The following is a 23,757-nucleotide window of genomic DNA, read 5'->3' as shown; positions in this document are numbered from 1 at the left end:
CGACCGAGCAGGCCGATGAGTTGGGGCTGGTGCGTCCTCGGCCGGCACTGGGCGATGGTCGTTTTCATAGGCCCGGTCGAGTCGGACGGCATGCAAGCCCCGTACACGCCTGTGAAGGCTGCTGCGCCTACATGCGGAACTTCGTCCGCAACTACAACAGGCGTCGAGACAGGCAACCGGCCTAAAAGCTCCCGCCCATCTGCCTCCCCCGACGGATGGGCGGGGTTCAACGCCCACCCCCGGCCTGGGACGTCACGGTCGGGGCCTGGGGTGGGTCAGCAAGTGCACATCAGATCAGAGGAAGAGAGGACTTCCGAATGACTGTGGCACCTGAAAGGCCCGTCTCCCTGCTCCAGGGCAGGGACCTGGTGTCGCCCGAGCTGTTCGCGCGCCTGGTGGACTTCTGCGCCGAGGAGTACGGGCACGAGCGGTCGATGGCCGACCGCATCATGAACGAGGCCCTGGCGTTCATCGACGTCATGGGCAAGACCGGTGAGGGCATGTCGCCCTCTCAGGTCGTGGACCCCGGCTGGCACACCTTCATGCTCCACACGGAGGAGTACGCCGCCTTCTGCACCGAGCGGTACGGCCGGTTCATCCACCACGCCCCGAAGAGCCGCTACCGGGACAAGGCCACGATGGTCGACGTCGTGGCCAAGATCCGCGCCCACGGCTACGAGGTGGACGAGTCCCTGTGGGGCACCAAGGCCGACTGCAACGAACCGACGTGCTGCGGCGACGGCCCGTGCTGCTGATGAGGGCCGCTGTCAGTACCAGCCGCTAGAGTCCGGCCCTCACGATCCGGGACTCTAGGTACAAAAGGGGAGTTTTCATGGCAACTGCCGAAGGGACGAAGGGTCGGGGCCGTTTCACGGCCTTCTCCATGTTCGGACCCGTCTTCGGCTACGCGAGCACTCTTGTAGATGACCAACAGGTTGCCTACGTCGGTCCCCTGACCCCCGGAATCGAGTGGCGCCTGCTCTGGCGAGTGGCAGAGAGGTGCTGTCGGGCGGGAGAAGGGGAAGTGGCACACGCCCGGTGGATCATCACCCAGGCGAACCGCGCGTTCATCTGCGGCAGTGACGTCGTCGTAAAGCTCTCCGACTCCGATTGGGAGATGGAGCCTGGTGGTCGACTCGTGGAACTCAGCGCCCCCTGGTGCAACCAGGACGTTTTGGTCACCGGCAATCTCACGGTGCCGGAACTCACCGCCGAGCAGATCGCCCCGAAGTTCACCTACTACCCGCAGTACGCGGGATGACGCCCCGACCACTCTCGCTCTCGCAAAGGTCAAGTGGCCGAGGCGCCTGGCTCCCCACCACCATCAGATGAAGGGAACTCACCTATGAGGGTAGACCTCCCCGGCGACAACGCCGGGGCCTGATCCGCCGGGCGGTCCGGCCGGACCGCAAAGTACCCGGCACAAGCCCCGCTGAGCCGCCCTCTGGGCATCAGCCTCGGAAGGAGTGAATTAGGCTCCATGACTGCCAACGGGACGCCGCCGTGTCCCGGAGGCCAGAAACCCCCCGCAGTTCGGATGCGGGGGGTTTCTCCATCGTGACGCCTGCCAGAAGTCAGGAACGCTTTGCTTGCTAGAGCAGTGCGCGGAACGGGTTCTCTTCGAGGGGTTTGGGCCGCTCGGTCACGGAAACCGGCGTGCGAACCAACCTCTTCGGTTCTGGCGCTGGCTCCGGGACCTGCGTCGGTTCCGGACGATAGGCGTCCAGACGGACAACCGTTGCGCGGTTCTGTTCACGCTCCGCGCTGGCCGGCTGCGGCTCAGCGTGACGGGAAGTGTCCCGGTTCCTGTTGCTGTCCGTGCTGGCCGGCTGTGCCGCAGAGTCATCGGAACTGTCACCGCGGAGTGAGAAAACGGTGGCCGGTCGGCCCGTCCTCCCCGACCGCTCCACAGTCACGACGATTCCCGGCAGCGCCTTGACATCAGCGGCCGTTGCCCCGACGAACGGGAGAACCTGAGAGGACGTGGCCCGACCGCCGTGCATCTCGATTCGGGCCCGGACCTTGTCCGCGAGACTGAGCGGCTGACGCTTCACCTTCGGTGAGGTGGCTCCCTTCGTGATCCGTACGGCGTCCTGCACGGAACGTCGAACCAGAGTGAACGCGGCAGACAGCATCTCTGCCGTAATCGTCTCGGAGCACTCAGAAGCGGCGAGACAGGCCGCAACCCTCAGCGTCTGTTCTGCCGTCCGTTCGATGAATACGGCCTGAGCTTCGGGCAGTGCCTCACCGAGGATGCGCGCATAGCGCCGTACGATCCACCACAAGGGCCGGGCGTCCTCCCCGAGCGTGATCACACGGGGCCGTGCAGTGGCCCAGCCGTAGGCGTCGGACAGCTCCCGCCCGTCCACCTTCGGCAGGGTTACCCGGTCGTCATCGAGCATCGGCACGGAGCCGAGCAGGAACGGCAGGATGCGGTTGTACGAGCCTCCGGCCGCTTCCGACTCGCCCACGTACTTGGCCCAGTCGGACGGGGTGATGTGCGCGTGCAGGACCATGGCGGGATCGCGGACTTCCTGGGCCTCATCCTTGGTGGTGTTGCGGAGAGTTGCGCCGTCCCAGGCAGTGCGGAGCTTGGTCGTGAACGAGGGGTCACGCTTGACCCGCTTCAGAATCTCGGTCCACTCCTCCTCGCAAACGAACGTCCTCACGTCCCGACCGTGTTCAGTCTCGGAAGTGGCTTCCTGCTGGTCCCACAGGTGTTGCACGAGACTCGCCCCGGAAGTGATCCCGCTGGTTGTGTTGGTGGTCAAGAACCGGCCCAGCGCCTTGTCTACGACGTGATGCGCGGCCCGCAGCGCAGTTCCCTTACCCCTACCCGTCCCGGCCACCAGGGCGGACCACAGCAGCACGGGGCGGGCGTTTCCACGGGATGACACCTTGACTGTGCCACCGATGGCGGCCGACCAAAACGACAGGGCGGCCACATACACCCCCAAGGGGTCCGCTTCCAGAAACGGGGCGATCCTGCGAACCGCGCGCCCGATCGGACCGTACATAACGGGGGTGCTCATGCTGCCTGCGCTTTCTGGGAGTTGGTTTGGTTGCGGAGGGAGACGACGGGTCGCCACCGTCCCCCGTCCTTGGTCTGAAAGTTCGGTTCCTTGGCTGACTTCCGCAGCAGGGGAAGCGCGTCTCCCCCGTCCGCCGGAACGATCACAGAGGTACAGCGGGACACCTTGTCCATCGGGACATGGCGGCGTACAGCGGCCACCGACAGCGGGTCGTTGCTCACGACGCCGGTACGGCGCTTGCCCTTGGGCGTGGTCCAGGTGACCCAGGAACCAGGCGTGCAGTCGCCCTTGGAAGGCTTGCTCCCTGCCCCGTATCCCGTGGCGCTCTTCCACACGCTCAGATCAGTAGGCCGGGGGTGACGGCCGCAGTCAGCGGCCGTCACAGTGGGCGCGGCGCTTACGCCGCCGCCGCTTTTCCCTCCGACGCGTCCCTGTGCGTCAGTTCGTAGGCGTGCCGCACGTGCATGGGGATGCGTCCCTTCGTAGGGACTACGTAGCCGTTCTCTCGTGCCCACGCGCGTACGGCCCGGTTGCGCTCACGCTCGCTCATTCCGGAACGGTCGACCCTGGCAGGCTCCGGAAGCGCGTCGCCACCGACCAGCTCACCGGCCCGAATCGCGTCACGGAACCGGCCCGGCTTCCGCGCGTCCATCACAGGGATGGCATGCTCGGAAGCGTCGCGCAGCTTGGTCGCATTCCGGTCGCCACCGTCACCAATGATGAGCAGGACCGTGCCCTCATCGCCCCGTCCCACTACCTCATAGCCCATGCGGCGAACGGCTTCGCGGGCATCCGTCCAGTCATATCCCGGAATCTCTCCCGCGATCATCACGGACGGGACCGGCTCAGGGTAGGACTCCACCACAGGCGCCGCTTCCGGCTCCGGCTCCGGCTCCGGCTCCGGCTCCGAGACAGGCTCAACCGGCACGGGCTCAGGCTCAGTCGGCGTGACCTCATTCTCAGGAGCGCCCAGCGCGTCACAGAGGTACCTGCCGAACGAGACATCATGTTCAAGGCAGAGATGCCACGTGTCCTTGCCCAGCGTCAGCGATGACGTGGCCTCAACCTCTGACCCGTCACGAGCGATATGGGCGTCACAGAACATCTTGGTAACGGGGACAAGAACCGTTTTACGCATAGCTCTGCATTCCTTCGGTAGGGCGGAAGTCTCAGCGGGTGTCCGGAGCCTTGCTCTGACGGCTTTCCCGCTTGCCTCTATTCTTCCGTACCCCTATCACGGAACGGTAACTGCCAGATATCTGACACATTACTCAATTGTTTATCACCGTGGGGGTAATACCTAAATTCATTCAGAAAGGACCCACCGGGGGTGCCAGCCTTCGACCACGTTTGCCAATCAAAATGTGGGGCTTGATGTGCTAGATTTGCCAAAGAAGGCATCCATGATGTCATCGAAGTCACTCGATGGTCGAGTCCAACGGATTGGATCCGTGGTGAAGTCTCGACTGTGAGCTTCTCGGAGCTGATCGGCGTATGACAGCCGCAAATCACGAATTTGCTCTCGATTGTCGGGGGCGCGCTTACCCGGGAAGGATTGGACAAACCATCGGCGGCGTTCCGGAGTGGCCAGCTCTTGGCAGACGGCTTCAACGCGCCGAATGGTCCTGACACACTCCTAGTGTGCGTCCTGGTAGCTCTCCAGAAGCCGTATCTCTCCGAGCGGAGTTCCCCTCCAGTAGGTGATCTTCTGAAACTCCCTACGCATGATCCATTGTGGGAGGGGGCATCTGACTTGCTCTGGTTGCAGTCGTCGCAGGCTGGCACGAGGTTCTGCGTGCTGTGCATGCCCCCGCCTGCGAGCGGGATCACATGGTCCATCACTTCGGACTCTGCGCCGCAGTAGACACAGCGGCCGTTGTGGGCTGTGAGAACCATCATGTGTACCCAGAGATAGAACGACTTCCGTGCCACTTTTCCCCTCCCACGATCTCGGAGCGGACCCTATCTCTGGGCACTGACACTCAGTTGGCTACTCCCTCTGACACTCGAAGCACCGAGAGGGCGCGTGGTGATGGTCGTCGTCCCACGGGCGGTGCTTGCCGGTCGCCAGCCAGGCGATGTGCACGGAGAACTCCAGGAGGCAGCTAGGGCACTGAGGGTCGTCCCAAGGGCACTGGACACCGGGCTTGTGCTGGCCGTCGTGCGCGGTGGCTGCCCCAGCCTTGGTGGCTCGCCGGGCACTCACTGGGCATCTCCCTCGAAGGCCCAGCCGAGGCGCTTCATGCCCTCTGCGGTGAGGCCCAGGGCCCCGGCAAGGTGACGGAACTCCATCTGATGAGTGCTGGTGGCAGTGCCATCAAGGATCTTGCCGAAGTAGGTGAGCATCACGGCCACGGTCGGGATGAACGACTCGTCCCACATGGCGGCTTGCGGAGACTCCCACCACTGCTGCCACTGATCCCGTTCAGCCTCCGTCCAGTCCCGGACGGCCGGCATGTCCGGCATGGGAAGCCCGTGGTCGGAGGGCAGCTCCACCACACCCCTATATCTGGAATGGGGACTATTCGGGTTTCGGAACTTCGGCATCTCATCACCTCTCAAGCAAAACAATGGCCCCCTGCTACGTGCAGGGGGCCGGTTCGACAGCGGTTGTCAGACGGCATCTTCCTCAGGCGGTGCGACGAAGTCTCCGAACTCAGCCCGGTTGCCTCGGTACTGGTCGATCAGGCCCAGGTCCTTGGCGCTGTCGAAAGTGAGTCGGCCATCCGAAGTGGTCCGCCAGGCGTTCACCTCTTCGCCCAGGGCGCCAGAGAATCCGCGCCACTTGGGCCGGGTCAGCTCTCCCCCGGTTGTAGCCCACAGGAAGCGGCTGACGCTGCCTGCCAACTGGGCGCGTGCCGCTTCTGCCTTGGCGATTACGGCCCGGTACTGCTTCAGTGCACGCTCAGACTGCTCGAACCCCTGGCGGGCCAGCTCCGGCAACTCCTTCACGATGGAGTCTGTTACTGCGGACTCGGCCTGCTCCACAGCACGGGCTAGGGCAGGCTCTACCCGCTCATACTCCTTGACTCTCGAACGGACCTCGGCCAGATACTCATCCCGATCAGCAAGCGGTCGGCCGTCGGCTACGGCCTGCATCTCCTGCTCCCTGAGTTCCTTATCTGCCTTGCGCAATGCGGGAACGTAGTAATCACGTGACGCGCGGCCGTGGCTGTCATCGATGTACTGGCGAGCACAGTCCGCGTTCTCCATCCTGTACTTGCGGTGGCGCTCCTCCAGCTCGTCACGCTTGCGAATCAGTTCCAGAGTCTCATCAGAGAGCTGGAATGCATTCAGGTCAAATCCATTATGAACGATGGGCATAGGGTCTCCTCGGATTTCAGTTACGGCCGAACATCAGGTCGTCAAAATGGCCAGCCCGTCGGGCATGGGCTATCTGCTCCGGCGACATGTGCTCGAGATCGGCCCGCGTGTACTGCGCGGGCCTGGCCTCCTGCATGGCCTTCAGGATTTCGTCGCGGATCATTGCGCGCATCGGGTCATCGTTCATCGTTCTTCTCCTTGGCTATGCGGTGAATCTCGGCAAGCTGAATCGCTCGCGCGGAGTTCTCATCCCCTCCGGCTTGTTCGACCAGGGAAGCGATCGGAATCCCGAGGTGATGGGCAATGACCACGAACGTAGTCAGGCTCGGCCTACGTTCGCCACGCTCCCACTGGTAGACAGCCTGTGTGCTGCACCCGATTCGATCGGCTAGCTCCTTGACGGTAATCCCCAGACTCAGGCGTCGAGCTTTCCCCTTCTCAGGGTCATACATGATTCCTCCAAGCATTCGAGTGAGTAACAGGAAGAGCAAAAGAGCGGGGCCCTGGCCGGCTGGGAGGTGAAGAAAGTCAGAACCATGGCAGAGGAATGCTTGTCAGTCGGATCAACGACTATCCCTCTACTGGGTCTGAGGTTCTGCTTATTGACTGAGAATTCTTCAGTGAAGAGGGCCGCTTTGGGGCGGCCCTACACCTCACAAGAGGACAACGTAAGAGAAGACACTGCCCCCCTTACCCCCCACTGTGAATTGGATCAGCAGGAAGCAAGAGGAGGAGTGTTTCTCTACGTTGTTATCTCACAGGGAGGTTTCCGCAGAGCCCCGTAACGACTTGGGAACTGCCCGGCCGCTAGGCCGTGCCAGAGGCACACCGCCGAGTGTGCATGGCCCCAGAGGATCGCTCCTCCACTGTTCTGAATAAATGCGACACAAACGGGGGCCGCCCTGGTGCGGCCCCCTGCTGTCACCTTCGGGTGGTGTTCATCCGGCCCCACAGCTCCTGGTAACCGGATAGGTCCTGCTCCTCCAAGCCGTCAAAGTCGTACACAAGGTTCCTGTTTTTCCCCACTTGGATTCCCGCATACCGCAAACGACGTGTACGGGCCTTGGCGGCCTTCTGGTGAACCTGGCAGTACCTACGTGGGCGCCCGCGCTTTCGTGGCGCCTGAGAGGCGTACAGCGGCTCTCGGCATCCGGGCCATTGACAGGAATCAGGGGGATCGTTCCGGCGCTCCACAGTGAAGCCTGAACCGTATTGTGCACCGGCCTCCTCGGCTTGGGAGAGAAGTGAGAGCAGTTCGCCGTAGTGGTCGGGTTCCTCCGCGCCTGGGCGTTCCTGCATGAGGAATTCCAGGTCTCGACGTTTCAGCTCTGGGTCGAAGGTGGGCAATGCCGCGACCACGGGAGCCCACCGCAAAGGAACCGTCCCTATATGCGCCGCCGCTATTCGCTCAAGCTCTGTTTCCTCCCGCTGGCGCCAGGGTGTCGGCCACGCCCCCCAGTTCTCATCTCCGGCCGCTTCCAGAAGTGCGTCCGCCTGACTCTCCAGTTTCCGTCTGCCCGACTCGTTATTTGGCGGGATTGTTCTGGTCACGTAGTCCTCTCAGCAAACAAAAGGCCCCCGAATTACCTCGGGGGCGTTCGCATATTGCAGCTCTTCAGTTCTGATCGTCCAGCCATTTTTCCAAGTCGGCCGGACGGCAGCGGAGGGACTGGCCCACCTTGCGGAACGGGATCTGTTCATCCTTCCAGTTCCCGTACACCCAGGAACGGGGCTTGTTCAGATAGTCAGCTACTTCGTCAACGGTCATCAGCTTGGCTAGCGCCATCCGTCCTCCAAGAAACAAGAAAGCCCCCGAAGACCCTCGGGGGCTCATGCGTATGAAGTGCTAGGTAATTCAGCCGCCTTGGCTACCTGCTTCAGCCATTTCCTCAAGTACTGCTTTGGCCTTGTCCGTCAACTCTCCACCCGCCTTACCGGCAATTGTGGTCAGGAATCCGTCCCTTCTGGCCCGCTTCAGATGATCCTTCACCGTCTCAGGTCGGCGGCCGATGAGCCGTGCCAGCCACGGAATGGGCGCAGGAGCCCCAAAATCCGCCATGGCGGTGTACGTGGCAACAAGCAAGGCCAAGTACCGCTCTGAGACGCCCTCGCCCTCCAGGGCGAGCCCCGCCGCCTCTCCCATCCCATTTAGCTTCCCTGCCACCTCCTCCAACGTCCGCTGGGCTTCGGGAGCCTGCTTGGCCAACTCCAGGGCTGCGGCTACATCGAGCCTGCGCAGGACAGTGGTCGAGATGCCCCGCGCCACCTCACGAGCAGGGGCATCTTCGGCCGGCTCGATGGTGATCCGTTGTGGTCCCCCGTTGATCGGCCCCACGGGCCACCACATGCGGACCACCCAGGCGCCTTGCTGCTGAGTGATCTCGAACCCACTGTCATCCGCTTCCATATCACTCAACTTAGCACACCCAGGGGGTTCCACCCCGTGTTGACAACCCTGGGTGGTCAGTGCGCAAACTTGAAACGCCGGGGAGTGACCGGCGCGACGGCGGGGTGGGCCCGTACGTCGACAGCAGCAGGAGGGGGCCGCTTCAGTGGCAAGGGCATGGGTCGCGCGGTCAAAGGACGACCCGAAGAAGTGGACGACGTTCTGGTATGACCCGGACGGCAAGCAGCGACAGAAGACGTTCGAGACCAAGAAGCGGGCTGACGACCAGCGCAAGCGCAAGGAGCAGGAACTCGACGCCGGGACCTACCTGGACGACCGCTTGGGCAAGCAGCCCGTGACGGCCGTGTGGGAGCAGTGGACCAATCAAAGGAAGCTGGAGAACAGCACCAAGAAGCAGTACCGGTCCATCCTCAACACGACCATTGAGCCGTTCTTCAAGGCCCGTTCCATCGTGTCCCTGAAGGTCGCAGACGTTGAGCAGTGGCTCTTGTGGATGGAGCAGGACCGGAAGCTCTCCGCCCGCACACGCCGTCAGCGGTTCTCGTTCTTCTCCGGGATGATGGACTGGGCTGTCGTCAACGAGATCATCGGCCGGAACCCGTGCAAAAAGGTCAAGGGCGCGGGCAGTCGCGCCAAGGAGATCCGGGAGCAGAAGAGCACCGCAAGGCGACTCACGACGAGGGAAGTTCTGGCGATGCTGGATGCCGCTCCTCCGCGATACCGCGCGATGCTGTGGCTCATGGCCGGGTGCGGCCTGCGGCTGGGTGAGGCCATGGCGGTGTCCCGCGATCAGATCGACTTCAAGGCCGAGACGCTTCGGGTCGACTTCCAGATTGCGGAGGACGGAGACACCGAGTCGGGCAAGAACAGCGCCATCCAGCGTCGGCACATCAAGGCTCGTGACGAAGGCGAGCCAGGGCGTTCCGTCCCCCTCCCGCCGAACGTCGCCTTCGAGCTTCGGCGGCACATCAAGAACCACGGCGTATGGGGGCCGGAGCGGCTTCTCTTCCCCAACGTGACGCGGACCGGCTACCTCTACGCGTCGTACTTCTACCCGAAGATTTGGATGGAGGCTCTGGGCAAGGGACAGGTGAAGTACTGCAAGGCCCACTCACTCCGGCACTACTACGGATCGCGGCTGCTGTACGCCGGAGTCCCCGAGAACGATGTGGCCGACTGGATGGGCCACAGCAGTACGGACGTGCTGAGGGAGCACTACCACTACATCTTCGAAGGGGCCGAGCAGCGCGGTCGGGCCGCCATCGCGACGATGTTGACGCCCGGCGCCGACGACCCGACGGAGGCATCAGAGGTCGCCTGATACGCGTACGACGACAGCCCCCGGCGTCGCGCCGGGGGCTGTGTTGTTTGTGCAGGTCAGTGGCTGTTTGCAGTCCGGCTTCCGCCCAGGATTCCCCCAGTATGATGCCCAGGAACGCCCCTGATCGGGCCGCAACGGGCAGAAAGCCGAAGGTGTCCCTGCGGACCCTCTAAACAGCTCCTGACCTGCAAAAACCCTGCTAGGGAAGGTTCCTTGCCATCACGATCCGCTGAACTTGGTTCGTGCCTTCATAAATCTGGGTGATCTTGGCGTCGCGCATCATGCGCTCGACCGGGTAGTCGCGGGTGTAGCCGTAGCCGCCGAGGAGCTGGACGGCGTCGGTGGTGACCTCCATCGCGATGTCCGAGGCGAAGCACTTGGCGGCGGCGCCCAGGTAGGTGAGGTCGGCGTCGCCGCGCTCGGAGGCGGCGGCGGCCTGGTAGGTGAGGGCGCGGGCCGCCGAGATCTTCATGGACATGTCGGCGAGCATGAACTGGATGCCCTGGAAGTCGGCGATCGGCTTGCCGAACTGCTTGCGCTCCTGCACGTAGCCCTTGGCGTAGTCGAAGGCGCCCTGGGCGACGCCGAGGGCCTGGGCGGCGATGGTGATGCGGGTGTGGTCCAGGGTCTTCATGGCCGTCATGAAGCCGGTGCCCTCGGCGCCGATCATGCGGTCGGCGGGGATGCGGACGTTGTCGAAGTAGACCTCGCGGGTCGGGGAGCCCTTGATGCCGAGCTTCTTCTCCGGAGCGCCGAAGGACACACCCTCGTCCGACTTCTCGACGACGAAGGCGGAGATGCCCTTGGTGCGCTTCTCCGGGTCCGTGACGGCCATGACCGTGTAGTACTCGGAGACGCCGGCGTTGGTGATCCAGCGCTTGACGCCGTTGAGGACCCAGTGGTCGCCGTCGCGGACCGCCTTCGTCTTCATGCCGCCCGCGTCCGAGCCCGCCTCCGGCTCGGAGAGGCAGTACGAGAACATCCCCTCGCCCTTGGCGAGCGGGCCCAGGTACTTCTTCTTCAGCTCCTCGGAGCCGGAGAGGATCACCGGGAGCGAGCCGAGCTTGTTCACGGCCGGGATGAGGGAGGAGGAGACGCAGGCGCGGGCCACCTCCTCGATCACGATGACCGTGGCGAGCGCGTCGGCGCCGGCGCCGCCGTACTCCTCGGGGACGTGCACGGCGTGCAGGTCGTTGGCGACGAGGGCGTCGTGGGCCTCCTGCGGGAAGCGGGCCTCCTCGTCCACCGCCGCGGCGTGCGGCGCGATCTTCGCCTCGACCAGGGAGCGGACGGCGTCACGGAGCATGTCGTGCTCCTCGGACGGGCGGTACAGGTCGAAGTCAGCCGATCCGGCCACGGTCTCTCACGCTCCAAAGACGCAGTGATACTGACGCTAATTACCGTTAAGTAACTCAAATTTTAGAGGCCCGGCCCGAGCACGCCTACGTGAGGTACGCGACAGCGGGAAAGTTGCCCGGCGAAGGGCCCGACTATGCTCGGGCTCCGCATGACCGAGCACCGTCGACGGACCCCGAGCTGGAGCACACCCATGAGCCTGAAGATCACCGTGATCGGCACCGGCTACCTCGGCGCCACACACGCCGCGGCCATGGCCGAGCTGGGCTTCGAGGTGCTGGGCCTGGACGTGGTGCCGGAGAAGATCGCCATGCTGGAGCGCGGCGAGACCCCGATGTACGAGCCGGGTCTGGAGGAGCTGCTGCGCAGGCACGTGGCCGGCATCGAGGGGTCCTCGGGGCGGCTGCGGTTCACCACGGACTTCGCCGAGGTCGGCGCCTTCGGCGATGTGCACTTCGTGTGTGTGAACACCCCGCAGAAGCACGGTGAGTACGCGTGCGACATGTCGTACGTCAATGCCGCGATCGCCTCGCTCGCCCCGCATCTGCGCGGTCCGGCCCTTGTCGTGGGCAAGTCGACCGTGCCGGTGGGCTCGGCCGACCGGCTGGCCGCGTACCTCGCCGAGCACTCCCCGGCCGGCGGGGACGCCGAGCTGGCCTGGAACCCGGAGTTCCTGCGGGAGGGCTTCGCCGTCCAGGACACCCTGCGCCCGGACCGGATCGTGGTCGGGGTGCGCAGCGAGCGTGCTGAGAAGCTGCTGCGCGAGGTGTACGCGACCCCGGTCGGCGACGGCACGCCGTTCGTGGTCACCGACTTCCCGACCGCCGAGCTGGTGAAGACGGCCGCGAACTCCTTCCTCGCCACGAAGATCTCCTTCATCAACGCGATGGCGGAGGTGTGCGAGGCCGCCGGCGGTGACGTGGCGAAGCTCGCGGAGGCCATCGGGTACGACGACCGGATCGGCCGCAAGTTCCTGCGCGCGGGAATCGGCTTCGGCGGCGGCTGCCTGCCCAAGGACATCCGGGCGTTCATGGCCCGGGCCGGCGAGCTGGGCGCCGACCAGGCGCTCACCTTCCTGCGCGAGATCGACTCCATCAACATGCGCCGGCGCGGCCAGATGGTCGAGATGACCCGGGAGGCGCTGGGCGGCGGCTCCTTCCTCGGCAAGCGGGTAGCGGTGCTGGGCGCCACCTTCAAGCCCGACTCGGACGACGTCCGTGACTCGCCCGCACTGAACGTGGCCGGCCAGATCCACCTGCAGGGCGGCCAGGTGACCGTGTACGACCCGAAGGGCATGGACAACGCCCGCAGGGTCTTCCCGACCCTGGGCTACGCCGACTCGGCACTGGACGCCGTGCGGGGCGCCGACGCGGTGCTGCACCTCACCGAGTGGCGCGAGTTCCGCGAGCTGGACCCGGCGGTGCTCGGCGAGGTGGCGGCCGCCCGGCTGGTGCTGGACGGCCGTAACGCCCTCGACCCGGAGGTGTGGCGGCGGGCGGGCTGGACGTACCGGGCGATGGGCCGGCCCACCGCCTAGGGGGAGCACGCTCCGCTGCGGAGGAGCAGACGCCCGCGCAGGAGGAACGCGGGCGGAAGGCATACGGGCGGGAGACCACGCGGGCGGGAGACGCGTGGGCGGAAGGCACGCGGGCGGAAGGCACGCGGGCGGAAGGCACGCGGGCGGAAGCGAACGGTGACGCCGGTTCGGCCGAGGCTCAGTCGGCCGAACCGGCGTCATCCCGCATTGTGCACCACGGCGGGCCGGGTCACGTCCCCTTCGCCCGGTAACGGCGCATCCCGGCGCGGGCCCCGCACACCTGGAGCCGGGCGCACGGCCGCTGGACGCGCCGGGATGCTCGCGCTTCCTCCGTGTCTACGCCGCCCCGGCGGGGCACCCGTTCTGCCTCTGTGCCGGCCGACCCGCTCCGAGGAGGACACCATGGCGTCCGTCGCCCGTTTCCGTTCCGTCGTGCTCGACTGTCCCGACCCGCGGGCGCTGGCCGCCTTCTACGCGGCGGTGGCCGGCGGCAGCCCGCAGGCCGAGGACGACGACTGGGTCGTCCTGCAGGTGCCGGGAGGGCCGCGGCTGGCGTTCCAGCGGGCCGCGGGGCACACCCCGCCGGAGTGGCCGCGCGCGGACCGCAACGGCCAGCAGTTCCATCTGGACTTCGACGCGGGCCGGACCTGGGCGGAGGTCGACGCGGCGCACGAGCGGGTGCTCGCGCTCGGCGCCCGCCCGCTGGATCTGGAGGACCGCGACAAGAAGGACTTCCAGGTGTACGCCGATCCGGCCGGGCACCCGTTCTGCCTGTGCCGGATCGAGCAGCCGTGACGCACGGAGGGGAACGGCCCGCGAGGCGGCCGGCTGCCGGGAAGCCGGGCTGCCAGCGTGCCGTCGCAGCCGGGCTGCCGGGTGGCCGGGTGGCCAGCGTGCCGTCGCAGCCGGGCTGCCGGGCTGCCAGGTGGCCGGGCGTCGGGCTAGGGCGCGTCCAGGTCGGTGATGCGTGCCGTCGAGGCCTCCCGGCGCTGCTGTGCGGCCCTGGCCATGAAGTCCGCGCTGCGCAGTACGCGCTGCACGTTGCCCCAGGTCAGCAGGGACAGCTCGGTCTCGGACCAGCCGCGCCGGAGCAGTTCGGCGATCAGGTGGGGATAGCGGGAGGCGTCGGTGAGTTCGCGGGGGTGGACGGCGCCGGAGTCGTACGTGCCGGACAGGCCGACGCACTCGGGGCCGGCGACGTCCCGGACGTGGTCGAGGTGGTCGGCGACGTCCGGGACGGTCGGGCCGGTCTGCTCCGCGGTCAGCGGGACCATGCACAGGCCCTTGGCCGCGCCCAGCGCGGCGAGCAGGTCGTCGGGCAGGTTGGCCGGGTGCGGCCGCAGGTCCCGGGCGGCCGAGCGGGTGCAGAGCACCGGCGTCCTGGACAGGACGAGGGTCCGCTCCGCGGTGGCCGGCGAGGCTCCGGAGAGGTCGGCGAGTACACCGAGCCGGTTCATCTCGCGGACCACCTCCTCGCCGAACCGGCTGAGGCCGGACAGGCCGGCCCAGGTGGTGCCCGCGAGGGTCAGGACGCGCAGGCCGAGGGCGTGCAGGATGCGCAGGATGCCGAGGGAGTCGTCGAGGGCGGCGGCGTGCGCGGGGCCGAGCACCACGGCGACCCGGCCGCAGTTGTGGGAGTCGACGACCTGTCCGGAGGTGCGCACCAGACGCAGCCCCTCCTGGTGGTTCTCGATGACCGTACGGGCCGTGTCGAGCTGTTCCAGGGTCGCCGCCGTCGTGCGCCCGTCCTGCGCCTTGTCGGGCAGGTGCAGCGACCAGAACAGCGCGCCGACGTGGCCCTGGCGCATCCGGGGCAGGTCCGTGTCGACGGCGGCCTCGCCCAGCTCCAGGTCGTACCAGGGCAGATTGCCCAGGGCCCAGGGCAGGCCGCTGTAGCCGTCGGCGACCGGGTGGGCGGCGAGGAGGGTGTGCGCCCGCTCCAGGAGTTCGCCCGGGGGTTCGTACCCCCGGTCGAACGGCGCCGGTACGGGGGGAGAGCCGTCCCGCAGGCCGTCGTCCTCGCCGACCTCGGTCGTCGGGGGGATGTGGTCCTGGAGGTCGGCCATGGCGGGCTCCGTACGTCGTCGTGGGCTACGTCGGTCGTGAGCTACGGCGGGCTGTGGCTGGCGTACCGAAAACGTTCGCACGGAGCGGGGGACGGTTCCTGGTGAACGGTGCGTTCGGGGTACACCGGTCAGGGCCGGCGGGCGGTGCGGATCACCTCGTCCAGCGTGTCCCGGGAACGCACGAGATCGGCGATCATGCGGTCGATGCGGTCGCGTTCGGCGGCGAGCACGTCGACGAGCCGGGGGGTGGCGATCGCGGAGGGGCCGCCGTCCTGGTCCCGCATGCAGGGCAGCAACTGGCGGATCCGGTCGCTGTTGAGCCCGGCCGCGTACAGTTCCTGGATCCGGACGACCCGGTCGACGGCCGCTTCGGGGTAGTCGCGGTGTCCGCCGGGGGTGCGGTCGCTGGTCAGCAGCCCTTGCGTCTCGTAGTAGCGCAGGGAGCGCTCGCTGACGGCGGTGCGCCGGGCCAGTTCACCGATTCTCATGCGACCTCCGGAGTTGAATCCGACACCGGGGTCACGTTCTACCGTACGGACATGACGGGGCGACGACCGCCGGCCTCACCGCCGGCGGTCGTCGCCCCGGGGGGCGTGGGGCCCGCGGTGTGCCCGGTACGTGGGCGGGGCGCACTACGGCTGCCACGTGGGCGGGCGTCGTGCCGTTCGCGGGGCTGCCACCTGGGCGGGGCGCCGTGCCGTTCGCGGGGCTGCTGCGTGGGCGGGGCGTACGGCTGAGCCGGGCACCCCGCCCCCGTTGATCAGCCGTCGAGTGCCTCGATGGTGGCGAGGGACGGGGCGCGGGTGGCCTGGAGGTCCCGGGCCACGTCCTCCGCGGCGCCCAGCACCCGTACCGCGTTCTGCCAGGTCAGCTTGGCCAGGTCGGTCCTGGACCAGCCGCGGTCGAGCAGCTCGGCGAGGAGGTTGGGGTAGCCGGAGACGTCGTTCAGGCCGTCCGGGGTGAACGCGGTGCCGTCGTAGTCGCCGCCTATGCCCAGGTGGTCGATGCCGGCCGCCTCGCGCATGTGGTCCAGGTGGTCCGCGACCGTGGACACCGTGGCGACGGGGCGCGGGGTGCGCTCCTCGAAGGCCCGGTGGATCTTCATGGCCTCGGGGCTGGTGTCCAGGTGGTGCAGGCCGTGGGCGCGCATGTTCTCGTCCGCCGCGGCCGTCCACTCCACCGCCGCCTGGAGCACGAACTTCGGCACGAACGTCACCATCGCGACGCCGCCGTTGGCGGGCAGCCGCTCCAGGACGTCGTCGGGGATGTTGCGGGGGTGGTCGCACACCGCCCGCGCGGAGGAGTGCGAGAAGATCACCGGCGCGGAGGTGGCGTCCAGCGCGTCCCGCATCGTCGTGGCCGCCACGTGCGAGAGGTCGACGAGCATGCCGAGGCGGTTCATCTCCGCCACGACCTCGCGGCCGAAGGCGGACAGGCCGCCCGTGCTCGGCTCGTCGGTCGCGGAGTCGGCCCAGTCCACGTTGGAGTTGTGGGTGAGCGTCATGTAGCGCACGCCGAGCGCGTGCAGGCCGCGCAGGGTGCCGAGGGAGTTGGCGATGGAGTGGCCGCCCTCGGCGCCCATCAGGGAGGCGATGCGGCCGTCCCGGCGGGCCGCCTCCATGCCGGCGGCGGTCAGGGCGGGCGCCAGGTCCGCGGCGTAGCGGGTCAGCAGCCGCCGGACGCAGTCGATCTGTTCCAGGGTGGCCGCGACCGGATCCGGCTGCTCGCAGGGCACGTACACCGACCAGTACTGGGCGCCCACGCCGCCCTCGCGCAGGCGCGGGATGTCGGTGTGCAGGTGCTCGTGCCGGTCCCCGGCGATGTCCAGCGCGTCCAGGTCGTAGCCGGCCTGCTTGCGCAGCGCCCAGGGCAGGTCGTTGTGCCCGTCGACCACCGGGAACTCGCGCAGCAGTGCGCGTGCTTCGTCCAGGTCGGCCACGGCGGTCACTTCCCGAAGCCGAAGCCGCTGCCCGCGCCCTCGACCTTGGAGCGCAGCCGCTTGCCCTTCTCGGTGGCCTGGTCGTTGAGGTCCTGCAGGAAGTCGCGCATCCGGTGCGACAGGTCCTCGTCGTGCGCGGCGAGCATCCGGGCCGCGAGGAGACCTGCGTTGCGGGCGCCGGCGACGGAGACCGTGGCGACCGGGACGCCGGCCGGCATCTGCACGATCGACAGCAGGGAGTCCATGCCGTCGAGGTACTTCAGCGGCACGGGCACGCCGATGACGGGCAGCGGGGTGACGGAGGCGAGCATGCCGGGCAGGTGGGCGGCGCCGCCCGCACCGGCGATGATCACCTTCAGGCCGCGGTCGGCGGCCTGCTCCCCGTACGTGATCATCTCGCGCGGCATGCGGTGCGCGGAGACGACGTCGACCTCGTAGGGGATCTCGAACTCGTCCAGGGCCTTGGCGGCGGCCTCCATGACGGGCCAGTCGGAGTCCGACCCCATGACGATGCCAACAACAGGGCTCATTCGGTGATCGTGCCTCTCAGGTAGCCGGCTGCGTGACGGGCGCGCTCCAGCACGTCGTCCAGGTCGTCGCCGTAGGTGTTGACGTGTCCGACCTTGCGGCCGGGCTTGACGTCCTTGCCATACATGTGGATCTTGAGCTTGGGGTCGCGGGCCATGCAGTGCAAGTAGGCGGAGTACATGTCCGGGTAGTCGCCGCCGAGGACGTTCACCATGACGGTCCACCTGGCGCGCGGGCGCGGGTCGCCCAGGGGCAGGTCCAGGACCGCGCGGACGTGGTTGGCGAACTGCGAGGTGATCGCGCCGTCCATGGTCCAGTGGCCGGAGTTGTGCGGGCGCATCGCCAGCTCGTTGACGAGGACGCGGCCGTCGCGGGTCTGGAACAGCTCCACGGCGAGGTGGCCGACGACGCCCAGTTCCTTGGCGATGGTCAGGGCCATCTGCTCGGCGTGCAGGGCCAGGTCCTCGGAGAGTCCGGGCGCGGGGGCTATCACGGTGTCGCAGACGCCGCCGACCTGCTGGGACTCGACCACCGGGTAGGCGACGGCCTGGCCGTGCGGGGAGCGTACGACGTTGGCCGCCAGCTCGCGGACGTAGTCGACCTTCTCCTCGGCGAGGACCGGGACGCCCGCCCTGAACGGCTCGGCGGCCTCCTCGACGGATTCGACGACCCAGACGCCCTTGCCGTCGTAGCCGCCGCGGACGGTCTTGAGGACGACCGGGAAGCCCTCGCCCTCGGCCGCGAACGCGGCGACGTCCTGCGGATCGGCGACGATCCGGTGCCGCGGGCACGGGATGCCGATCGCGTCGAGCTTCGCCCGCATCACGCCCTTGTCCTGGGCGTGCACCAGGGCGTCGGGCCCGGGACGGACGGGGATGCCGTCCGCTTCCAGAGCCCTGAGGTGCTCGGTGGGTACATGTTCGTGATCGAAGGTGATCACATCGCAACCGCGCGCGAATTCACGCAGCGTGTCCAGATCGCGATAGTCGCCGATGACGACATCGCTCACGACCTGCGCCGCGGAATCCTGAGGGGTGTCACTGAGGAGCTTGAACCTGATGCCCAACGGGATGCCCGCTTCGTGCGTCATACGCGCGAGCTGCCCCCCGCCGACCATGCCGACTACCGGGAACGTCACACCCCTAGCGTATCGGCCACGCCGGGGCGGCCGGATCGCCGCCCTCTCGCACTCTCTTACCCAGCGCTTTCCCGGCTCTTTCCGACCCGTTTCCCGGCCGTGGCCAGGTCCACAGGCAGCGGCGGCCCGGCGCGGCTAGCATGGCGGGGTTGACGGAAACCTACCGACGGGAGCTGCACAGCCATGGAACCTCGTTCCTCGGGGCTGCAACGGCTCGTTCGCGAGGTGGCCAAATTCGGAGCCGTCGGCGGCGCGGGCGTCCTCGTCAATCTCGGCGTGTTCAACCTGGTCCGGCACGTCTCCGACCTGCCGGTGGTGCGCGCCAGCATCATCGCGACCGTCGTGGCCATCGTCTTCAACTACGTCGGCTTCCGTTACTGGACGTACCGGGACCGCGACAAGAGCGGGCGCACCAAGGAACTCACGCTGTTCCTGCTGTTCAGCGCGGTCGGTCTGGTGATCGAGAACGGTGTGCTGTACCTGGCGACCTACGGCTTCGGCTGGGACAGCCCGCTGCAGAGCAACGTCTTCAAGTTCGTCGGCATCGGCGTCGCGACCCTGTTCCGGTTCTGGTCGTACCGCAGCTGGGTGTTCCGGGCGCTGCCCGCCCGGGAGGCGGAGTCGATCCTCGCGGCCGAGGCGAAGAAGCCGGAGCGGAAGCAGCCGGAGCGCAAGCAGCCGGCGCCGAAGCAGCGCGTGCCCTGACCTGCCGGTTCCGGCCCACCGGTCCTGACCCTGCCCGTCCCGGCCCCACCGGTTCTGCCCCTGCCGGTCCCACCCCGCCAGTCCCCTTCCCGCCGGTCCCGCACCGGGCGGCCGGTCGGTCGGAACCGGGCCGGGCCGGGCGCTCAGCGGACCGTCGGCCGGCTCTCGTCCGACTTGCGGGCCGGGGCCGTGCGCGAGAGGAACAGGCCGAAGACCGGGGGCTGGGCCTGGAGCAGTTCCAGCCGGCCGCCGTCGGCCTCCGCGAGGTCACGGGCGACGGCCAGGCCGATGCCCGTGGAGTTCCGTCCGCTGATCGTGCGCTCGAAGATCCGCGCACCGAGGTCGGCCGGCACCCCGGCGCCCTCGTCGGTGACCTCGATCACGGCCTGGTTGCCGGTGACCCGGGTGCGCAGGGCGACGGTGCCGCCGCCGTGCATGAGCGAGTTCTCGATCAGCGCGGCCAGCACCTGGGCGACCGCGCCCGGCGTGCCCACGGCCGTCAGGTGCCGTTTGCCGGAGCTGACGATCGCCCGGCCGACGTTGCGGTAGGCGGGCCGCCACTCGGCGAGCTGCTGCTGGATGACCTCGTCGAGGTCGAAGGTGACGGCGGAGCCGGTGCGCGGGTCGCGGGAGTTGGTCAGCAGCCGCTGCACGACGTCCGTCAGCCGCTCGACCTGCGTCAGCGCGATGGTCGCCTCCTCCTTCACCGTGTCCGGGTCGTCGGTGAGGGTGATCTCCTCCAGCCGCATGGACAGCGCGGTCAGCGGCGTGCGCAGCTGGTGGGAGGCGTCGGCCGCGAGGCGCCGCTCGGCGGTCAGCATGCGGCCGATCCGCTCGGCCGAGGAGTCCAGCACGTCGGCGACCCGGTCCAGCTCGGGTACGCCGTACCGCTTGTGCCGCGGGCGCGGGTCGCCTGAGCCGAGCCGCTCCGCGGTCTCCGCGAGGTCGGTCAGCGGGGAGGCCAGGCGGTTGGCCTGCCGTACGGCGAGCAGCACGGCGGCGACCACGGCGAGCAGGGCCACCAGGCCGATGATCAGCAGGGTGCGGCCGACCTCGCGGGTCACCGCGGAGCGGGGCTCCTGCACGGTGACGGTCTCACCCTCCTCGCCCCTCTGGGTGGCGTGGATGACGTCGCCCTCCGGCTTGGAGCCGATCTCGATGGGGGCGCGGCCGGGCATGCGGATCACCGCGTACTGATCCTTGCTGACCGGGTTGCGCAGCACGTCCGCGTTGACGTTCTCGGCGGCGATGATCCGGCTGTCCACGATGCTGGCCAGCCGCACCGCCTCGGAATCCACCCGTTCCTGGGCGCTGTTGCTGATCGTCCGTGACTCGACGATCACCAGGGAGACGCCGAAGACGGCGATCACCACGAGGACGACGGCGAGGGTGGACTGGATGAGACGTCGGCGCATGGGTTGTTACCTGAGGTGCGTGCCGGGAGCCGGACTCAGCTCTTCTCGAAGCGGAAGCCCACGCCGCGTACCGTCGCGATGTACCGGGGGTTCGCCGCGTCGTCGCCCAGCTTCTTGCGGAGCCAGGAGATGTGCATGTCGAGGGTCTTGGTCGACGACCACCATGTGGTGTCCCAGACCTCGCGCATCAGCTGGTCCCGGGTCACCACACGGCCGGCGTCCCGCACCAGCACCCGCAGCAGGTCGAACTCCTTGGCCGTGAGCTGGAGTTCCTCGTCGCCCATCCAGGCCCGGTGCGACTCGACGTCGATCCGCACCCCGTGGGTGGCCGGCGGCTGCTGCGGCTCCGCGGCGCCGCGCCGGAGCAGGGCCCGGACCCGGGCGAGCAGTTCGGCGAGCCGGAAGGGCTTGGTGACGTAGTCGTCGGCGCCCGCGTCCAGACCGACGACGGTGTCCACCTCGTCGGCCCGCGCGGTCAGGATGAGGATCGGCACGGTGTGGCCGTCGGCACGCAGCCGGCGGGCGACCTCCAGGCCGTCCATGCCGGGCAGGCCCAGGTCCAGCACGACCAGATCGACGCCGCCCTGCATTCCGGCGTCGAGCGCGGCGGGTCCGTCCTCGCGCACCTCGACCTCGTAACCTTCGCGGCGCAGGGCGCGGGCCAGCGGCTCCGAGATGGACGCGTCGTCCTCGGCGAGCAGTACACGGGTCATGAGGTGATGGTAGTCCGCCCGTGCGCGGTGCCGGGGTGTGATCGGTTGCGCGGATTCTTACCTTCGCCCCTGCTGGTACGAACCATTGACCTGGGGATGCGATCGTAGGGGGGACCTTCGAATCCCGTTGCGCGGTTCCCGCGACACCTGTGATCCCCGTCTCAAGTCCTTCCATATCCGGCAGTGTCCTGCCGTATGGTGACCTGAACGCCTGTAGTACACCGGGGACCTTTGGCGGGCAGTGGACGCTGAAGGTCTCTTTTGTGTGCGGGCTGACCAAGATCAGCCTTGAAAGGAATGACCTCTGGCCGGGCTCCGGACGCAGTGACGCGTCCTGGGCGTGGATCCCGGTGGTCGCCGTCCACCGCTCCGCGATCCGGAGCGGACTCCCCCTGGGCGTGGGGTGGACGACCGACCTTGCCGGTGCCGGCCGCACCCCCACCGGGCGCGCGACGCTCCAACCGCGCGTCCCGACCAGCAAGGAACGACCATGGCGTCCAGCCTGACGAAGGCCTCGGTCCGCCCGGGCACCCCCGGTTCCGAGAAGTCCTTCTTCGGCCACCCCCGCGGACTGGCCACCCTCTTCATGACGGAGATGTGGGAGCGGTTCTCCTACTACGGCATGAAGGCCCTGCTCACCGTCTACCTGCTCTCCGGTGGCCCTGACGCCGGCAAGCACAGCATGGGCGGCGGCCTGGCCATGGACGTGGCCACCACCACGGTGATCGTCTCCGTCTACTCGGCGATGGTGTACCTGCTCGCCATGCCCGGCGGCTGGCTCGGCGACCGTGTCTGGGGCCCGCGCAAGACGGTGGCCATCGCGGCCGTCACGATCATGTCCGGTCACGTCGTGCTGGCGCTGCCCGGCGGCCAGGCGCCGTTCTTCGCCGGTCTCGCGCTGGTCGCGGCCGGTTCGGGTCTGCTGAAGGCCAACATCTCCACGATGGTCGGCCACCTGTACGACGGTCCGGACGACCCGCGCCGTGACGGTGGCTTCACGATCTTCTACATGGGCATCAACGCGGGTGCCTTCTTCGCCCCGCTGGCCATCGGCACCGTCGGCCAGAAGGTCAACTGGCACCTCGGCTTCGGCATGGCCGCGGTCGGCATGGCGATCGGCCTCGCCGCGTTCCTGCTCGGCACCCGCCACCTGAACCCGAAGAGCGACGTCGTCCCCAAGCCGCTGACGGCCGAGGAGCGCACCTCCTGGCTGCGCAAGGGCCTGACCTGGCTGATCATCGCCACCGTCTTCTACGGTGTCGTCGGTGCCACCGGCCACTTCACCCTGAACTGGGCGATGATCCCGCTGACCGTCATCGGTCTGGTCATCCCGGCGGGCGTGCTGCTGCGCATCAAGCGGGACAAGGACCTGTCGGACACCGAGCAGTCGAAGATGACCGGCTACATCTGGTTCTTCGTCGCGGCCGCCGTGTTCTGGATGATCTACGACCAGGGCGCGTCCACGGTCCAGGCGTTCGGTGAGGGCAAGGCCGCCCACACGATGCTCGGCTTCGACTTCCCGACCTCCTGGTACCAGTCGCTGAACCCGCTGTTCATCATGGCGCTGGCGCCGGTCTTCGCCTGGGTCTGGGTGTGGCTGAACCGCAAGGGCAAGGAGCCCAGCACCATCGTGAAGTTCTCGATGGGCCTGGTCCTGATCGGTGTGTCGTTCTTCTTCTTCCTGGTCCCGCTGGCCATGGCGGCGAACGGCACCGCGGTCAGCCCGATGTGGCTGGTCGGCATCTACTTCATCCAGACCGTCGGTGAGCTGTGCCTGTCGCCGGTCGGCCTGTCGGTGACGACGAAGATGGCCCCGGCCAAGTACGCCAGCCAGATGATGGGCGTGTGGTTCCTCGCGGTCACCGCGGGCGACTCCGTCACCAGCCTGCTGTCCAACCCGGCCGTCGCCGGTGTCGACCTCGGTGGCAAGGGCGCCGTCTTCGGTGAGGCGCTGCTCGCGGCCCTCGCCGGATTCGCGGTGTGGATGTACCGCCGGAAGGTCAAGTCGCTGATGGGCGACGTCCACTAATCGCTTAAACGTCCGACGTCCGCTGGTCGCTCGGCGTCCGCTGATTGCCCGACGTCCGCCGGTCGTTCGGCCTCAGCCGGGCGCTCGGCCTCAGCCTCGGCCGGAAGAGGGCCGCCGCACCCACACGGGTGCGGCGGCCCTCTCGTCGTGTGCGGCGGGGCTCGCCGGGGGCGGGGTGACTCGCCGGGGGCGAGGTGCCCCGCCGGGGGCGAGGTGCCCCGCCGGGGGCGGGGGTCCGATGTGTGCG

At 67.8% G+C, this 23,757-nt stretch carries 24 protein-coding genes and 1 pseudogene; 8 read left to right on the top strand and 17 right to left on the bottom strand.

Annotated elements, in window-relative coordinates; translation table 11 throughout:
• Positions 1-317 precede the first annotated feature (317 nt).
• The gene (locus tag JK359_RS09480) at positions 318-755 is read left to right on the top strand and encodes a glycine-rich domain-containing protein (RefSeq protein ID WP_201833889.1); all 438 of its coding nucleotides are present in this window, start codon (positions 318-320) and stop codon (positions 753-755) included.
• A 269-nt stretch (positions 756-1,024) separates the two neighbouring features.
• Complete coding sequence (locus JK359_RS38860) at positions 1,025-1,261, top strand: hypothetical protein (RefSeq protein ID WP_236677484.1); 237 nt, start codon at positions 1,025-1,027, stop codon at positions 1,259-1,261.
• Between the two features lie 331 nt (positions 1,262-1,592).
• Here JK359_RS38860 and JK359_RS09470 read toward each other — a convergent pair whose 3' ends face one another.
• From JK359_RS09470 to JK359_RS09430, 9 genes are all read right to left on the bottom strand, one after another.
• Positions 1,593-3,032 (bottom strand): DUF3987 domain-containing protein, encoded by a 1,440-nt coding sequence (locus JK359_RS09470; protein ID WP_201833885.1) that lies wholly within the window; start codon positions 3,030-3,032, stop codon positions 1,593-1,595.
• A gap of 397 nt (positions 3,033-3,429) precedes the next feature.
• The gene (locus JK359_RS09465; protein WP_201833883.1) at positions 3,430-4,170 is read right to left on the bottom strand and encodes an Lsr2 family DNA-binding protein; all 741 of its coding nucleotides are present in this window, start codon (positions 4,168-4,170) and stop codon (positions 3,430-3,432) included.
• A gap of 77 nt (positions 4,171-4,247) precedes the next feature.
• The gene (locus tag JK359_RS40350; RefSeq protein ID WP_372445378.1) at positions 4,248-4,928 is read right to left on the bottom strand and encodes an HNH endonuclease; all 681 of its coding nucleotides are present in this window, start codon (positions 4,926-4,928) and stop codon (positions 4,248-4,250) included.
• Positions 4,929-5,234: 306 nt separating this feature from the next.
• Positions 5,235-5,528: a phage terminase small subunit gene (locus tag JK359_RS09455; protein ID WP_201833879.1), complete on the bottom strand. Its 294-nt coding sequence runs from the start codon at positions 5,526-5,528 to the stop codon at positions 5,235-5,237.
• 117 nt (positions 5,529-5,645) lie between these two features.
• Positions 5,646-6,356, bottom strand: a complete 711-nt coding sequence (locus tag JK359_RS09450; RefSeq protein ID WP_201833877.1) for a hypothetical protein — start codon at positions 6,354-6,356, stop codon at positions 5,646-5,648.
• A 16-nt stretch (positions 6,357-6,372) separates the two neighbouring features.
• Positions 6,373-6,543, bottom strand: coding sequence for a hypothetical protein (locus tag JK359_RS09445; RefSeq protein ID WP_201833876.1), 171 nt, complete (start codon positions 6,541-6,543; stop codon positions 6,373-6,375).
• Positions 6,533-6,808 (bottom strand): helix-turn-helix domain-containing protein, encoded by a 276-nt coding sequence (locus tag JK359_RS09440; RefSeq protein WP_201833874.1) that lies wholly within the window; start codon positions 6,806-6,808, stop codon positions 6,533-6,535. The genes JK359_RS09445 and JK359_RS09440 overlap by 11 nt, the downstream gene beginning before the upstream one ends.
• A gap of 1,163 nt (positions 6,809-7,971) precedes the next feature.
• Positions 7,972-8,142, bottom strand: a complete 171-nt coding sequence (locus JK359_RS09435) for a helix-turn-helix domain-containing protein (protein WP_201833872.1) — start codon at positions 8,140-8,142, stop codon at positions 7,972-7,974.
• A 69-nt stretch (positions 8,143-8,211) separates the two neighbouring features.
• Positions 8,212-8,763, bottom strand: coding sequence for a hypothetical protein (locus tag JK359_RS09430; protein WP_201833870.1), 552 nt, complete (start codon positions 8,761-8,763; stop codon positions 8,212-8,214).
• Positions 8,764-8,908: 145 nt separating this feature from the next.
• Here JK359_RS09430 and JK359_RS09425 point away from each other — a divergent pair, with 145 nt between their 5' ends.
• Positions 8,909-10,084: a tyrosine-type recombinase/integrase gene (locus JK359_RS09425; RefSeq protein WP_201833868.1), complete on the top strand. Its 1,176-nt coding sequence runs from the start codon at positions 8,909-8,911 to the stop codon at positions 10,082-10,084.
• A 199-nt stretch (positions 10,085-10,283) separates the two neighbouring features.
• On the opposite strand, the gene JK359_RS09420 is transcribed toward JK359_RS09425, so the two are convergent.
• Positions 10,284-11,441: an acyl-CoA dehydrogenase family protein gene (locus JK359_RS09420; protein WP_201833866.1), complete on the bottom strand. Its 1,158-nt coding sequence runs from the start codon at positions 11,439-11,441 to the stop codon at positions 10,284-10,286.
• A gap of 192 nt (positions 11,442-11,633) precedes the next feature.
• Here JK359_RS09420 and JK359_RS09415 point away from each other — a divergent pair, with 192 nt between their 5' ends.
• The 3 genes and pseudogenes from JK359_RS09415 to JK359_RS09410 all read left to right on the top strand — a co-directional run bounded on the left by JK359_RS09415 (position 11,634) and on the right by JK359_RS09410 (position 13,772).
• Positions 11,634-12,977: a UDP-glucose dehydrogenase family protein gene (locus tag JK359_RS09415; RefSeq protein ID WP_201833864.1), complete on the top strand. Its 1,344-nt coding sequence runs from the start codon at positions 11,634-11,636 to the stop codon at positions 12,975-12,977.
• 289 nt (positions 12,978-13,266) lie between these two features.
• Positions 13,267-13,353: pseudogene (locus JK359_RS38855) on the top strand (VOC family protein); the annotation flags it as partial.
• Between the two features lie 26 nt (positions 13,354-13,379).
• Positions 13,380-13,772 (top strand): VOC family protein, encoded by a 393-nt coding sequence (locus JK359_RS09410; RefSeq protein WP_201833862.1) that lies wholly within the window; start codon positions 13,380-13,382, stop codon positions 13,770-13,772.
• A 146-nt stretch (positions 13,773-13,918) separates the two neighbouring features.
• Here JK359_RS09410 and JK359_RS09405 read toward each other — a convergent pair whose 3' ends face one another.
• The 5 genes from JK359_RS09405 to JK359_RS09385 form a co-directional block, all read right to left on the bottom strand.
• Positions 13,919-15,043: a dipeptidase gene (locus tag JK359_RS09405; protein ID WP_201833860.1), complete on the bottom strand. Its 1,125-nt coding sequence runs from the start codon at positions 15,041-15,043 to the stop codon at positions 13,919-13,921.
• 128 nt (positions 15,044-15,171) lie between these two features.
• Positions 15,172-15,531, bottom strand: a complete 360-nt coding sequence (locus tag JK359_RS09400) for a MerR family transcriptional regulator (protein ID WP_201833858.1) — start codon at positions 15,529-15,531, stop codon at positions 15,172-15,174.
• A gap of 272 nt (positions 15,532-15,803) precedes the next feature.
• Positions 15,804-16,982, bottom strand: a complete 1,179-nt coding sequence (locus tag JK359_RS09395) for a dipeptidase (RefSeq protein ID WP_372445377.1) — start codon at positions 16,980-16,982, stop codon at positions 15,804-15,806.
• A 5-nt stretch (positions 16,983-16,987) separates the two neighbouring features.
• Positions 16,988-17,512 carry a 5-(carboxyamino)imidazole ribonucleotide mutase gene (gene purE / locus JK359_RS09390; RefSeq protein WP_201833854.1) on the bottom strand — a complete coding sequence of 175 codons (525 nt, stop codon included), beginning with the start codon at positions 17,510-17,512 and terminating at the stop codon, positions 16,988-16,990.
• A complete protein-coding gene (locus JK359_RS09385) occupies positions 17,509-18,648 on the bottom strand; it encodes a 5-(carboxyamino)imidazole ribonucleotide synthase (RefSeq protein WP_201833852.1) in 1,140 nt (379 codons plus the stop codon). The genes purE and JK359_RS09385 overlap by 4 nt, the downstream gene beginning before the upstream one ends.
• A gap of 183 nt (positions 18,649-18,831) precedes the next feature.
• On the opposite strand from JK359_RS09385, the gene JK359_RS09380 reads away from it, so the two are divergent.
• A complete protein-coding gene (locus JK359_RS09380; RefSeq protein ID WP_201833850.1) occupies positions 18,832-19,353 on the top strand; it encodes a GtrA family protein in 522 nt (173 codons plus the stop codon).
• A 143-nt stretch (positions 19,354-19,496) separates the two neighbouring features.
• Here the strand turns inward: JK359_RS09380 and JK359_RS09375 are convergent, their stop codons facing one another.
• Both JK359_RS09375 and JK359_RS09370 read right to left on the bottom strand, forming a co-directional pair.
• Complete coding sequence (locus tag JK359_RS09375; RefSeq protein ID WP_201833848.1) at positions 19,497-20,768, bottom strand: sensor histidine kinase; 1,272 nt, start codon at positions 20,766-20,768, stop codon at positions 19,497-19,499.
• Between the two features lie 35 nt (positions 20,769-20,803).
• Entirely contained in the window at positions 20,804-21,481 is a 678-nt protein-coding gene (locus tag JK359_RS09370; protein WP_030653180.1) for a response regulator transcription factor, read from the bottom strand.
• A gap of 490 nt (positions 21,482-21,971) precedes the next feature.
• Between JK359_RS09370 and JK359_RS09365 the strand changes: the two genes are divergently transcribed.
• Positions 21,972-23,510: a peptide MFS transporter gene (locus tag JK359_RS09365; RefSeq protein ID WP_201833846.1), complete on the top strand. Its 1,539-nt coding sequence runs from the start codon at positions 21,972-21,974 to the stop codon at positions 23,508-23,510.
• Positions 23,511-23,757 lie beyond the last annotated feature (247 nt).

The organism is Streptomyces actinomycinicus (assembly GCF_016741775.1).
GTDB classification, from domain to species: Bacteria; Actinomycetota; Actinomycetes; order Streptomycetales; family Streptomycetaceae; genus Streptomyces; species Streptomyces actinomycinicus.
The sequence above is the reverse complement of the archived record's forward strand: the minus strand, read 5'-3'. Positions and strand labels throughout refer to the sequence as shown.